The organism is Streptomyces minutiscleroticus (genome assembly GCF_014650875.1).
Taxonomy (GTDB): Bacteria; Actinomycetota; Actinomycetes; order Streptomycetales; family Streptomycetaceae; genus Streptomyces; species Streptomyces minutiscleroticus.
Window position 1 is genome coordinate 23,013 of sequence record NZ_BMVU01000004.1, and the last position, 13,401, is coordinate 36,413.

Annotated in this window: 8 protein-coding genes and 1 pseudogene; 6 read left to right on the top strand and 3 right to left on the bottom strand. The window is 74.5% G+C overall.

Annotation, left to right across the window (positions count from 1 at the left end; all coding sequences use genetic code 11):
- The first annotated feature begins 81 nt into the window (after positions 1–81).
- The gene (locus tag IE271_RS07205; RefSeq protein WP_190189602.1) at positions 82–1,413 is read left to right on the top strand and encodes a coenzyme F420-0:L-glutamate ligase; all 1,332 of its coding nucleotides are present in this window, start codon (positions 82–84) and stop codon (positions 1,411–1,413) included.
- Positions 1,414–1,714: 301 nt separating this feature from the next.
- Positions 1,715–2,722: a DNA-3-methyladenine glycosylase family protein gene (locus tag IE271_RS07210; RefSeq protein ID WP_190189361.1), complete on the top strand. Its 1,008-nt coding sequence runs from the start codon at positions 1,715–1,717 to the stop codon at positions 2,720–2,722.
- Positions 2,723–2,798: 76 nt separating this feature from the next.
- On the opposite strand, the gene manB is transcribed toward IE271_RS07210, so the two are convergent.
- Entirely contained in the window at positions 2,799–3,881 is a 1,083-nt protein-coding gene (gene manB, locus IE271_RS07215) for a mannose-1-phosphate guanylyltransferase (protein ID WP_190189362.1), read from the bottom strand.
- A gap of 117 nt (positions 3,882–3,998) precedes the next feature.
- Complete coding sequence (locus tag IE271_RS07220) at positions 3,999–5,549, bottom strand: peptidoglycan recognition protein family protein (protein WP_190189363.1); 1,551 nt, start codon at positions 5,547–5,549, stop codon at positions 3,999–4,001.
- A gap of 108 nt (positions 5,550–5,657) precedes the next feature.
- On the opposite strand from IE271_RS07220, the gene IE271_RS07225 reads away from it, so the two are divergent.
- The 4 genes and pseudogenes from IE271_RS07225 (at position 5,658) to IE271_RS07240 (ending at position 12,050) form a co-directional block, all read left to right on the top strand.
- Positions 5,658–6,413, top strand: a complete 756-nt coding sequence (locus IE271_RS07225; RefSeq protein ID WP_190189364.1) for a TIGR03089 family protein — start codon at positions 5,658–5,660, stop codon at positions 6,411–6,413.
- A gap of 745 nt (positions 6,414–7,158) precedes the next feature.
- A pseudogene (locus IE271_RS07230) lies at positions 7,159–8,084 on the top strand (LCP family protein).
- A 367-nt stretch (positions 8,085–8,451) separates the two neighbouring features.
- Entirely contained in the window at positions 8,452–10,224 is a 1,773-nt protein-coding gene (locus tag IE271_RS07235) for an LCP family protein (RefSeq protein ID WP_190189365.1), read from the top strand.
- Between the two features lie 110 nt (positions 10,225–10,334).
- Complete coding sequence (locus IE271_RS07240) at positions 10,335–12,050, top strand: LCP family protein (RefSeq protein ID WP_190189366.1); 1,716 nt, start codon at positions 10,335–10,337, stop codon at positions 12,048–12,050.
- Between the two features lie 235 nt (positions 12,051–12,285).
- On the opposite strand, the gene IE271_RS07245 is transcribed toward IE271_RS07240, so the two are convergent.
- Positions 12,286–13,314 carry a glycosyltransferase family 2 protein gene (locus IE271_RS07245; RefSeq protein ID WP_190189367.1) on the bottom strand — a complete coding sequence of 343 codons (1,029 nt, stop codon included), beginning with the start codon at positions 13,312–13,314 and terminating at the stop codon, positions 12,286–12,288.
- Positions 13,315–13,401 lie beyond the last annotated feature (87 nt).

Consider the following 13,401-nt stretch of genomic DNA (forward strand, 5'->3'; position numbering starts at 1 on the left):
GGCCCCGCCGAGCCGTCGGCGACCGTGCCGTCGGCGACCGCGGCGCCGGAGGCCGAGGCCGGCCCGGCGCCGGAGGCCGTCGTGGCGGACGCCGCGTCGCCCTCCGCCGCCCCGGCGGCCGCCCCGGGCTTCCGGGTCTGGGCCGTGCCGGGGCTGCCCGAGGTGCGCGAGGGCGACGACCTCGCCAAGCTGATCGCCGCGGCCGAGCCGGGCCTGGCCGACGGCGACGTCCTGCTCGTCACCTCGAAGATCGTCTCCAAGGCCGAGGGCCGGATCGTCGAGGCCGCGGACCGCGAGGCCGCGATCGACGCCGAGACCGTCCGGGTCGTGGCGCGCCGCGGCACCCTGCGGATCGTGGAGAACCGGCAGGGGCTGGTGATGGCCGCCGCCGGTGTCGACGCCTCGAACACCCCGGCCGGGACCGTCCTGCTGCTGCCCGAGGACCCCGACGCCTCCGCGCGCAAGGTCCGCGCCGGGCTGCGGGACACGCTGGGCGTGGACGTGGGCGTCGTGGTCACCGACACCTTCGGGCGCCCCTGGCGCACGGGGCTCACCGACGTCGCCATCGGCGCGGCGGGCGTACGGGTCCTGGACGACCTGCGCGGCGGCACGGACGCGTACGGCAATCCGCTCAGCGCCACCGTCGTCGCCACGGCCGACGAGCTCGCCGCGGCCGGCGACCTGGTCAAGGGCAAGGCCGCCGGGCTGCCGGTGGCCGTGGTGCGCGGCCTGCCGCACGTGGTGGGCGACGGCGGGGAGGGGGCGCGGGCCCTGGTCCGCGGAGCGCGCGACGACATGTTCCGCCTCGGCACCTCCGAGGCCGTACGGGAGGCCGTCACCCAGCGGCGGACGGTGCGGTCCTTCACGGACGAGCCGGTCGCCCCGGACGCGGTGCGCCGGGCCGTCGCCGCCGCCGTGACCGCGCCGGCGCCGCACCACACGACGCCGTGGCGGTTCGTGCTGCTGGAGTCGGCGGAGTCGCGCACCCGGCTGCTCGACGCCATGCGCGACGCCTGGATCGCCGACCTGCGCCGGGACGGCAGGAGCGAGGAGTCGATCGCCAGGCGCGTCCGGCGCGGCGACGTCCTGCGCAACGCGCCGTACCTGGTGGTGCCCTGCCTGGTCATGGACGGCTCGCACACCTACGGGGACGCGCGCCGGGACGGGGCCGAGCGGGAGATGTTCGTGGTCGCCGCGGGCGCCGGCGTGCAGAACTTCCTGGTCGCGCTGGCCGGTGAGCGGCTGGGCTCGGCCTGGGTGTCGTCGACGATGTTCTGCCGCGACGTCGTGCGCGAGGTGCTGGAGCTGCCCGCGGACTGGGACCCGATGGGGGCCGTGGCCGTGGGGCACCCGGCGGAGGCGCCGAAGGCCCGGCCCGGGCGCGACGCGACGGCGTTCGTCGAGGTGCGCTGACGGCACGGCCGACGGCCGGCACGAGCGCAGGGGGGCCGTGGCCCGCGCGCGAGGGGCGCTGACACCCGCGTCCTGCGTACGCGCACGGGTACGGCGGTCCCCGCGTACGGGCACGGGTACGCAGGTCCCCGCGTACGGGCGCGGCGGCGCTCGTACGGAGAACAGCGGCTCCCGCGTACGGGCGCGGCGGGTCCCGCGTGCGGGTGCCGTGGCGGCCGTGCCGGGGGTGCGGCGGCGGTCCGCGTGCGGGGAGCCCCTACCCTCGTAGGGCACCCGAGCAAGTACCCCGAGGACCTCACCCGTGGCCGGACGTTTCGCCCCCCGCCCTCCGCGCGCCCCGCACGGCGGGCCGTCCGGCGCGCCCGCGTCCGCGCGCGTGCCGCGCCAGACGGCGGCGCCGGGACTGCGGCGCACCTGGACCCCGCCCTGGCCGCTGGAGCTCGCGCTCGTGCTGAGCGTGCTGCGGCGCGGCTCCGGCGACCCGACGTTCCGCACGGCCCCGGACGGGGCGGTGTGGCGGGCCAGCCGTACGCCGCTGGGGCCCGGCACGCTGCGGATCGCCCGGCACGGCGGCGGCGCGGTCGAGGCGGACGCGTGGGGGCCGGGCGCCGAGTGGCTGCTGGACCGGCTGCCGGAGCTGCTCGGCGCGGCGGACGACCCGGCCGCCTTCGAGCCGCGCCACCGGCTGCTGGCGCTGACCCGGAAGCGGCGGCCCGGCCTGCGCCTGGCGCGCACCGGTCTGGTCCTGGAGTCGCTGATCCCGTCGGTCCTGGAGCAGAAGATCACGGTGGCGGAGGCGTACCGGGCGTGGCGGCGGCTGGTCACGAAGTTCGGCACGCCCGCTCCCGGCCCCGTGCCGGAGCGCATGTACGTCATGCCGGACCCGCGGACCTGGGCGGTGATCCCGTCCTGGGAGTGGCACCGCGCGGGCGTCGACGACAAGCGCGCCTCGACGGTCCTGCGGGCCGTGCGCGTGGCCGCGCGGCTGGAGGAGGCGGCGCGGATGGAGCCGGCCGAGGCCCGGGCCCGGCTCGAACTCGTCTCCGGCATCGGCCCGTGGACCTCGGCCGAGACCGTGCAGCGCAGCCACGGCGCGGCCGACGCGGTGACGGTCGGCGACCTGCACCTGCCGGGCATCGTCGGCTACGCGCTGGCCGGCGACCGGCACGCGGACGACGCCGCGATGCTGGCCCTGCTGGAGCCGTACGCCGGACAGCGGCACCGCGCCGCCCGCCTGATCCTGCTCAGCGGCCGCACACCCCCGCGCCGCGCGCCGCGCATGCCCCGCACCGACATCGCCCGGTGGTAGCCGCGGCCCGGTGGGCGTGCGCACGCCCACCGGGCCGCCCGGCCTTTCCGTCGCCTGTCCGCGGGGCCTGCCGGCCCTACTGGTCCGAGGAGAAGCGGACCGCGCCCGCCGGGATGCGGGCCTCGCACCACACGCGGACGCCCTCGCGCAGTTCGTTGTCCGGGCCGACCGCCGCGCGGTCGCCCACCACGACGCCGTCGAGGACCGCCCGGGCGCCGACCTGGGCGCCCGCGCCCACGAGGGAGTCCGTGACCACCGCGCCCGGCTCCACCACGGCGCCCGCGAGGACCGCGCTCCCGGAGATGCGGGCACCGGCGCCGATCACCGCGTGCTCGCCGATCACCGTGCCGCCGGTGAGCTTGGCGTCGTCGGCGACCGAGGCCGAGGGCAGCACGAGCCGGTCGCCGCAGCGGCCGGGCACGGCGGGCGAGGGGGCCCGGCCCAGCACCAGGTCGGCCGAGCCGCGCACGAACGCCCGCGGCGTGCCGAGGTCCAGCCAGTACGTGGAGTCGACCATGCCCTGCAGATGGGCCCCGGCGGCCAGCAGGTCCGGGAAGGTCTCCCGCTCCACGGAGACGGGCCGGCCCGCCGGGATCGTGTCGATGACCGAGCGGCGGAAGACGTACGCCCCCGCGTTGATCTGGTCGGTGACGATCTCCTCGGGCGTCTGCGGCTTCTCCAGGAAGGCCTGGACCCGGCCCGTGGCGTCGGTGGGCACCAGGCCGTACGCCCGCGGGTCCGTGACCCGGGTGAGGTGCAGCGAGACGTCCGCCCCGGCCGTCTCGTGGGTGTGCACGAGCTTGCGGATGTCCAGGCCCGTGAGGATGTCGCCGTTGAAGACCAGCACCGGGTCCTGGGGGCCCGAGTGCAGCCGGGAGGCGACGTTGCGGATGGCGCCGCCCGTGCCGAGGGGCTCCTCCTCGGTGACGTACTCCAGATGGAGACCGAGGGCCGAGCCGTCCCCGAAGTACGGCTCGAAGACCTCGGCGAGGTAGGAGGTCGCGAGCACGATGTGCTCGACGCCCGCCGCCTTGGCCCGGGCCAGCTGGTGCGTGAGGAACGGGACTCCGGCCGCGGGGACCATTGGCTTGGGTGTGTGCACCGTGAGCGGACGCAGTCTGGTGCCCTTGCCGCCGACCAGGAGAATCGCTTCTGTCACCTGTCGTCTCTGCTTCCTGCTGGGGCCGGCCGAACTCACTTTCGGCGGGCCAGTGTATGCAGACCGTTCAGTCGGCCGTGGGGGGCCTCCGGGGTGGCGGTGGGGCGCCGCGGGACCTCATCGTCCCTGGTAACGGGCCGAGGTGGCCCGGGCCGTGCTGAGCTTGGTGTACAGGCGGCGCCCCGGGCACTCCGTGGCGAAACCGTCCCGATGACCAGAGATCACATTCAGACGTACGTTCCTACCTTTTCGGTAGAGATTGCCACCTCCCGACTTCAGATATGTCTTGCCACGCGGGTCGGCTCCGTACAGGCCCAGCTTCCAGGCCGTCAGCCGGGCGACGGCCCTGACCGCGGCCGCGGACGGCTTCGACGTGCCGAAAGAGCCGAGAACGGCGATCCCCGTGGTGTTGCTGTTGAAGCCCGCGGTGTGCGCGCCGAGGACCGCGCGGGCCACTCCCCCGGCCCGTCCCTCGTAGATGTTTCCGCATTTGTCGACGAGGAAGTTGTAGCCGATGTCGCGCCAGCCACTGCTCTTGACGTGGTAGCGGTAGATACTGCGGATGAGTGAAGGGGCTTGTGAGCAGCGGTACTTGTTGCCCGAGGCGCTGTGGTGCACGAAGGCCGCCTTCACCTTCTTCGTGTAGCGGAAGCCGCGGCCGCGCAGCTTCTCGTCGGCGCCCCAGCCGCGGCGCGTGACGATGCGCGGGCGCGGCCCGACGTACGGCTTGGCCGCGCCGGGCGCGCCGCCGCGCACGGCGGCCGGTTCCCGCTCGGCCTCCTCCCGCGTCTGCGCCGGGATCTCGGTGGCGCCGGGCGCGACCAGCCCGGCGTTGGCCTCGTCGGCGGCCTCGGGGGCCGGTGCGGCGGCGCTCCTGCCGCCCCGCGGGGCCACGGTCCGGGGCTCCTCGCCCGGGTCGACGAGCTCCAGGCGCAGGCCGCGGGGCAGCCCGGCGTCGCCGGCGACGCCGGGCCCACCGCCGTGCTCATGGACACCATCGGGCTCATGAGCACCTCCGTGCTCATGGCTCTCGCCTTCCGTTCCCTCCGCTGGCGCCTCCACTCCCTCCGCCTGCGCCCCTGCCCCTGCCTCTGTCTCTGTCTCTGTCTGCGCCTCCGCCTGGACGCGCACCTCGACGCCGTCGGAGTCGCCCACCCACAGCGGCGCCGTGGAGCCGCGCACGTGCCCCGAAGCGCGCTCGGGGGCGTCCGGGTCGGCCGCGTGGTCGCCGTTGTGCGTCTCGACGTCCTGCCAGCCGGACCAGTGCGGGGTGCCGGCGGCGCGGGTGCGGACCTGGACGCGGCCGCGCAGTTCGCTGTCCGGGTCGTCCCAGACGACGCCGACCAGCGAGAAGTGCCCCACGTCCCGCCGCGGCAGCCCCTGTGCGGGAGCGCCCGTGGCGCGGTCGGCGGCGAGCGGGACGAGCGGGAGCGACCGGGTGCCGCCGGGAACGGCCGCCGCGGTGGCGGCCGGTGCGTCGACGTCCGCCGGTGCGTCGACGTCCGCCGGAGCCCGGCCGGCCGGCGCGGGCCCCGCCGCCCCCGACCGCGCGGGCGAGGGGCCGGCCGTGGCCTCGGCGGGCAGGACGAGCGGGAGGGCGAGGGCGGCCGCGCACGTGACACCGATCGAGGAAGCGAGAAATCTACGCATACCTTCGATCTTGGACATAGCCATACACATCTGTCCATCGGGGAGTTGACGGGCCGTCTGCCGGGCTCCTCCGAACCGGTGGCGCGCGCCGCGCCGCCCCTCGTCCGCCGCGTACGCTTGCGTCCCGTGAACGCCACCGACCGCACCCCTGCCGACCTGCTGCGATCCGCGCTCGCCGCGGACCCGGCACGCCCCCTGGTGACCTTCTACGACGACGCCACGGGCGAACGGGTCGAACTGTCCGTCGCCACCTTCTCCAATTGGGTGGCCAAGACCGCCAACCTCCTCCAGGACGGCCTGTCCGCCGAACCCGGCGACCGGCTCGCGCTGCTGCTGCCCGCGCACTGGCAGACGGCCGTGTGGCTGCTGGCGTGCTCCTCGGTGGGCGTCGTCGCGGACGTCGGAGGCGACCCGGCCGCCGCGGACCTCGTCGTCAGCGGGCCCGACACGCTGGACGCCGGGCTCGCCTGCTCCGGCGAGCGGATCGCGCTCGCGCTGCGCCCGCTGGGCGGCCGCTTCCCCACGCCGCCCGCCGGCTACACCGACTACGCCGTCGAGGTGCCGGGCCAGGGCGACCGCTTCCGGCCGTACGCGCCCGTCGACCCGGAGGAGCCCGCGCTGATCGTCGCCGGGGCGGAACTGACGGGCGCCGAGGCCGTGGAGCGGGCCCGCGCCGACGCGTCCGGCCTCGGCCTGACCGGCCCCGGCTCGCGCCTGCTGTCGACGCTGCCGTACGACACCTGGGAAGGGCTGAGCGCCGGCCTGTACGCCCCGCTGGCCACCGGCGGCTCCGTCGTCCTGTGCCGCCACGCGGAGAACCTCGGCGAGGAGGCGCTGGCGAAGCGGGTCAAGGCGGAGCGGGTGACGGCCACGGCCCACTGAGCCCGCCGGGGCGGCCCGGCTCCTGAAAGGCCGTCACCCCCGCCGCACCCGGCGCGTCCAGCGCGCTCGACGCATGCGGTGTACGCGCCGTCCGCGGCGTCCGGCGCGGGCGGGGCGCCTCCACCGCGCCCCGCCGTCCTGCGCCCCGCCGCCCGGGACCCCGTGCACCGTTCGGCCCAGCCTCGCTGGGCCGGACGCGCGTGGCCGCGCCATGGCCGTAGGGGAGCAGGTTGGTACCGCAGGGCGCGTGGAGGGGGAGCAGCAGTGACCGGCAGCGCGGGCACGCCCTCCGGGCCGCGCGGACCGCACGCCGGTCCGGCCGGCCGCCGCGACGAGGGCCGCGCCCCCGGGACCGGTTCCGGACAGGGGGCCGGACCTCGGCCGAAGCCCCCGAACCACCCGAAGACCGGGAAACGGCCGAGAGCCGCCTCCGCCCCGGGAACCGGGCCGGGACCGAAGCCGGACGCCGGACCCACCCCAGGAACAGTCCCCGAGCCGCAGCCGGACACCGGGACCGCCCCGGGGACCGGCCCCGTCCCGGGAGCCGCCGCGGTCTCCGTCCCCGCCCCGTCCCGCCCCGTCGCCGCTGGCTGCGGTGGACCGGAGTGGGGCCGTCGTGCTCCTCGTCGGCGCCACGGCCGCCGGCTGGGCGGCGTACGAGAGGCCGAGCGCCAACATCACCTCGGACGACGACGGCGCCGCCGCGGAGCCGGCCCGGTACGAGAAGGAGCGGCCCACCGCGCCGGTGCGCGCCGCGCGGAACATCCTGCCGATCGGCTCCGACTCGCGCTCCGGCGACGGCAACCGCGCGTACGGCCGCGACCCGGGCACCGCGCGCTCGGACACCACGATCCTGCTGCACCTGGCCGCGGACCGGCGCAGCGCGACCGCGGTCTCGCTGCCCCGCGACCTGATGGTGGAGGTGCCGAGCTGCGCGCGGCGGGACGGCGGCCGCACGCGGCCGGTGTTCGCGATGTCCGACCACGCCTTCCAGGGCGGCGGTTCGGCCTGCACGATCCGCACGGCCGAGCAGTTGACGGGCGTCCGCGTCGGCCACCACGTGGTCGTGGACTTCAGCGGCTTCAAGGACATGGTGGACGCCGTCGACGGCGTCGACGTGTGCCTCGAGGAACCGATCAGCGACAAGGCCGCCCGGCTCCGGCTCCCCGCGGGCCGGGTGCGGTTGGAGGCGAGCAGGCGCTGGGCTGCGTCCGCGCCCGCAAGCCGGTCGGCGACGGCAGCGACACGGACCGGATGGAACGCCGGCAGCGGTTCCTCGGCGCGCTCGTCACCAAGGTGCGCAGCGATGGCGTACTGCTGAATCCGGTGAAGCTCTGTCCGGTGCTCGACGCGGCCACCCGCGCTCACCACGGACCCGGCCCTGGCGAGCCTGCGGGGCCTGTACGACCTCGTGCGCGGCATGCGGGACATCCCCACAGAACGGGTGCGGTTCCTGACCGTTCCGCGCGAGTCGTACGTCTACGACGCCAATCGCGACCGGCTCGTCGAACCCGAGGCGGAGAAACTCTTCCGACGGCCGCGGAAGGACGAGCCCGTCGCCGTCGCGCGGGGACTTCCGGTGGATTCCGGCGCACGGCACGACAGGACGGCGGCGGGCCCGGGCGGCGTGTCGACGCAGGACAGCGCATTGGAGTCGGACAATCACAATAAGTACGGAAAGGTGCGCGCGGGCGGCGGAAAACTTCCCGGAATCGAGCCGGGCGCGCCCGCCCGTTCCACGGACCCCGTCCCCACTTTCCGCGGAAACACCGCCGCCGAGGACACATGCACGTGGCTTCCGAACGCACCTACGAGTAAAGCCGAAACCAAGCCGTCGGAACTTCCTCCAGGGAAATGGGGCAATTGCCCAGTTGTATGGACGTGTAATTTGTCACCGCCGTCGCTTGACGCCGAGAGTGCCGGATAGTGTGAGCGGTCCGGTGCACCCGGCCATGAGGTCGCGCACTGCTGGAGACTGACCGAGCGCCTTTTTGAGGGGGAAGGCGCCGCGTGGCCCCGACGGAGGACTCAGACAACCGTGGACGCGCAAGGCCGTGGGCGGGCGGACGACATCGACCCCGCAGACCAGTGGGTACTCAACCCCGACACCGGTGACTACGAACTGCAACTGCAGCCTTCCGGAGAGCAACCGTCCGTACCCCGCCCCCGGGGTCGCGGCACCGCCGCCGCGAAGGCCGCCACCGGCTCCCGCAGCGGCTCCGGGACCGGCACCGCCGCCCCGCCCCGCACCCGCACCGCGCCGGGCCGCCGGGGGGAGCCGGAGCAGCTGCCGGGCCAGCGCCGGCGGCGCGGCGCCCCGGCGGAGGAGCCGCCCGGCCGCCGCCGGGGCCGCACGAAGCCGAAGAAGTCGAAGAGCAAGAAGATCCTGGTGTGGACGGGCGGTTCGCTGGCCCTCGTCCTGGTCGCCGTCACAGGCGGGGCCTACCTGTACCTGAAGCACCTCGAGGGCAACGTCGCCACGACGGACGTCGCCGGCGCGGGCGCGGACGGCTTCAGCAAGGACGAGGCCTTCAACGTCCTCATCATCGGCACGGACAAGCGCACCGGCGAGGGCAACGAGGGCTACGGCGACACGGGCAGCGTCGGGCACGCCGACACCAACATCCTGCTGCACGTCTCCAAGGACCGGACGAACGCGACCGCGATGAGCATCCCGCGCGACCTCATCGTCGACGTGCCGGACTGCCCGACGAAGCAGGCGGACGGCTCCACCGAGGTCGTCGCCGGGACGCAGAACGCCCGCTTCAACACGAGCCTCGGCCAGGACGGCCGCGACGCCGGCTGCACCATGCGCACGGTCGAGGAACTCACCGGCATCCCCGTCGACCACTTCATGATGGCCGACTTCAACGCGGTCAAGACGCTCACCACGGCGGTGGACGGCGTCGAGGTCTGCCTGGCCAAGGCCGTCGACGACCCCGACTCGCACCTGAAGCTGCCGGCCGGCAAGTCGAAGGTCGAGGGCGAGCAGGCGCTGGCCTTCGTCCGCACCCGGCACAGCTTCGGCAACCAGGGCGACCTCGACCGCATCAAGATCCAGCAGCAGTTCCTGGGCTCGCTGATGCGCAAGATGAGCTCCAGCGACACCCTCACCAGCCCCACCAAGCTGGTGAAGCTGGCCGAGGCCGCCACCAAGGCGCTGACCGTGGACACCGGCATCGGCAACGTGAACGCCCTGAAGGACATGGCCCTGGAGCTGAAGAAGGTGCCGCCGAAGAACATCACCTTCGCCACGCTGCCGGTGGACGACAACCCCGCCGAGAAGGTGAAGGCGACCGTCGTCGTCAGAGAGGCGGACGCGGAACCGCTGTTCGCGATGATCAGAGACGACGTCTCGCTGACCGAGGTGAAGCAGCAGGAGAAGAAGGAGAAGGCCGAGGTGGCCGCCCGCCTGAAGGGCGCCAAGGCCGACGCCTCCGAGGTCCGGGTCAGGGTCATGAACGGCGGCGCCAAGGCGGGTTCCGCCCAGGAGACCCTCCAGTGGCTGCAGATCGACGAGGGCGTGACGAAGTCCGAGAACGCGGGCAACGCCCCGAAGACGCTGAAGAAGACGACGCTGGAGTACGCGCCCGACCAGGCCGACCAGGCCCGCCGGCTCGCCGACATCATGGGCCTGTCGGGGTCCGCGATGAAGCCCGGCGAGAGCGTCGAGAACTCCCAGGGCCTGCCGGCCATGACCCTGACCCTGGGCGAGGACTTCAAGGGTGCCGGGGTGTCGCTGACCGCGCCGACGGAGGCACCCAAGGGCGTCTCGAAGTCCACCGCGGACAAGGTCGAGTGCGCCCGGTGAGCACCGGGTGACGCACCGAACAACAAGGTAACCATTCGGGTCCGTCCTGCGTCTGACTGGGCGCAGGACGGATCTGTGTCGCGGCGCGGCAGGGCGGGGAGGCAGGGGAGATGGCGCGGAGCGGTGTGCGCGGAGAGGGGGCACCACCGGGTGCCCCGCAGGCGGACGACCTCGGCTGGGACGAGAGCCTGTACGAGAAGGACGGCGGCGGCCGGGCGAAGGGCCGGGCCGGGAGCGGCGACGGGGACAAGGACGGCGACGGCGGTGACGGGCCACCGGGCTCTCCGGACGACCCGCAGAGATCCGGCGGCGCGGCGGGCCGCGGCGACGGCGTCCGTCCGCCGCGGCGCAGACGCCGCGTCCTGCGCTGGTCGGCGACGGTCCTGTCGGTCCTGATACTCGGGACCGCCGGCGCGGGCTACGTGTACTACCAGCACCTGAACGACAACATCAAGAAGGACGACCTGAACCTCGGCGACAGCAAGGTCGCCAAGCCGACGCCCAACGCCGCGGGCCAGACGCCGCTGAACATCCTGCTGATCGGCTCGGACGCGCGGGACACCAAGGAGAACCAGAAGCTGGGCGGCGCCAGGGAGACCTTCAACGGCGTGCCCCTGGCCGACGTGCAGATGCTGCTGCACCTCTCCGCGGACCGCACCAACATGTCCGTCATCAGCATGCCGCGCGACACCCTCGTGCAGATCCCCAAGTGCACCGACCCGGACACCGGCAAGGTGTACGCGGCGAGCAACGGCCGGACGATGACGAACCAGAGCCTCGGCCACGGCGGCCCGGGCTGCACCGTCGCCACCTGGCAGGAGCTCACCGGCATCCACATCGACCACTTCATGAAGATCGACTTCGCGGGCGTGGTGTCGATGGCGGACGCGATCGGCGGCGTCCCCGTGTGCGTGAAGGACAACATCCACTCCCGCGACGGCGCGGGCCACGGCTCGGGCCTGAAGCTGGAGAAGGGCACGACGTACGTCAAGGGCGAGCAGGCCCTGCAGTGGCTGCGCACGCGCTACGGCTTCGAGGACGGCAGCGACCTCGCCCGCGCCAAGGCGCAGCACATGTACATGAGCTCGATGGTCCGCCAGCTCCGCGAGAACGCCACCCTGACCAACCCCAACAAGCTGCGCAGGCTGGCGGAGACGGCGACGCGGGCGATCACCGTCGACCAGGCGCTCGGCTCGGTGAAGGACCTGTACGACCTGGCGGTCGAGTTGCGCAAGGTGCCCACCGACCGCATCACGATGACGACGATGCCGAACCGCTACGTCGGCGCGCGCGTGGAGCCCACGGAGGATGCCGAGACGCTGTTCCGGATGGTGCGCGAGGACGCGGCGCTCGACGGCAAGGACGAGAAAAGGAAGAAGAAGGCGGACGAGGTGTCGAAGGACCCGTCCGCTCCCGACGACGAGATCTCCGTCCTGGTGCAGAACGGCACGCGCACGTCCACGCTGGCCCCGGTGGGCGGCCGCGCCAACGCCGTCGTCCAGGCGCTCGCCGGCGAGGGCTTCGCCCGGGCGACGGCGGACCCGGCGACGGCCGCCGGGCGGGAGACGACGGTCGTCCGCTATCCCAGCGCGGAGCTGGAGGGCGACGCCCAGCGGGTCGCCAAGGCCCTGGGCGTCCCCCTGAGTTCGGTGGAGAAGTCCACGGACGTCACGGGCGTGACGCTGGTCGTGGGCGCGGACTGGCGCGAGGGCACGGCGTACGAGGCCGGGGAGGAGAAGAAGGACGAACTCCCCGACACGGCCGACGAGCTGAACGCCTCGGACACCGAGGCCTGCATGAAGGTGAACCCGGCGTTCACCTGGTAGCGGGAGACGGCGGGAGCCGCCGCCCGGCGGGAACGGGGGAAGCCGGGGCGGCGAGGGCCGGGCGGCTTCCCCGTGCCGGGGCGGCGGCCGGCACCGCCGACCGGACGGCCCGCCGGACAGCCGGGACGACGGGCGGCCGGGACGGCCGACGGTCAGCGGCCCGGACGGCGGGCCACCGGGGCGGTCGGCGGCGGGGTCGGCCCGCGTCGCGGCGGGCCGGATGCCTGACGGGGTGTCAGTCCGCGGCGAGGACCGCCGGCCGCCGGGACGCGATGACCTTCTTCGCCAGCGACTTGGGACTGGTCAGGAAGCCCCAGCCCCACGACATGTGCATCGTGGCCAGGGCGACGGGGATCTGCAGCCGCGCCTTCAGCGGCAGGCCGCGCCCCGCGGGCACGGAGCCCGCCGCGATGGCCGCGAGGTAGGCGCCCGGGACCGCGAAGCCCCACGGGGTGAGCACGGCGCCGACGACGACGCCCGCGGCGATCGCGCACACCGCGGTCGGCGGCGCGAGGTAGCGCAGGTTGATCGAGCCCTCGTGGTAGCGGGCGACGACGTGGCGCCAGCGGCCGTAGTCCTTGTACTGCTTGGCGAGCGCGCGCACGCTCGGCCGCGGGCGGTAGGAGACCTTCAGCTCGGGCGAGAACCAGATGAGGCCGCCCGCCTCGCGGATGCGGAAGTTCAGCTCCCAGTCCTGGGCGCGGACGAACTCCTCGTTGTAGCCGCCCTGCTGCTCCAGGGCCTCGCGGCGGAAGACCCCGAGGTACACGGTCTCGGCGGCGCCGGCCGCGCCGCCCGTGTGGAACGCCGCGTTGCCCACGCCGATCCTGGAGGTCATCGCGGCGGCGACCGCGTGCTCCCAGTCGTTCTCGCCCTCGGCGTGCATGATGCCGCCGACGTTCTGCGCACCGGTCTCGTCCAGCAGCCGTACGGCCGTGGCGATGTAGTTCGGCGAGAGCATGCCGTGCCCGTCGACGCGCACCACGACGGGGTGGCGGGATGCCTTGATCGCCGCGTTCAGCGCGGCGGGCGTGCGGCCCGTCGGGTTCGGCACCGTGTGCACGCGCGGGTCCTCGGCCACCAGCTCGGCGGCGATCTCGTCCGTGCGGTCCGTGGAGGGACCGAGGGCGATCACGACCTCCATCTCGCCCGCGTACTCCTGGGCGAGGATCGCTTGGACGGCGCCGCGCAGATGCCGCTCCTCGTTGAGGACCGGCATGATCACGGAAACGGCGGGAAGTTGCACGTCGGGCTTCGCGTTCATCGCGGCTTACGTTACCGCGAACGGGGGACGCGGAGGCGTGCCGCCCCGGTGGTGCACCGGGCAGCAGATCGTATGGGCCTACGGTGC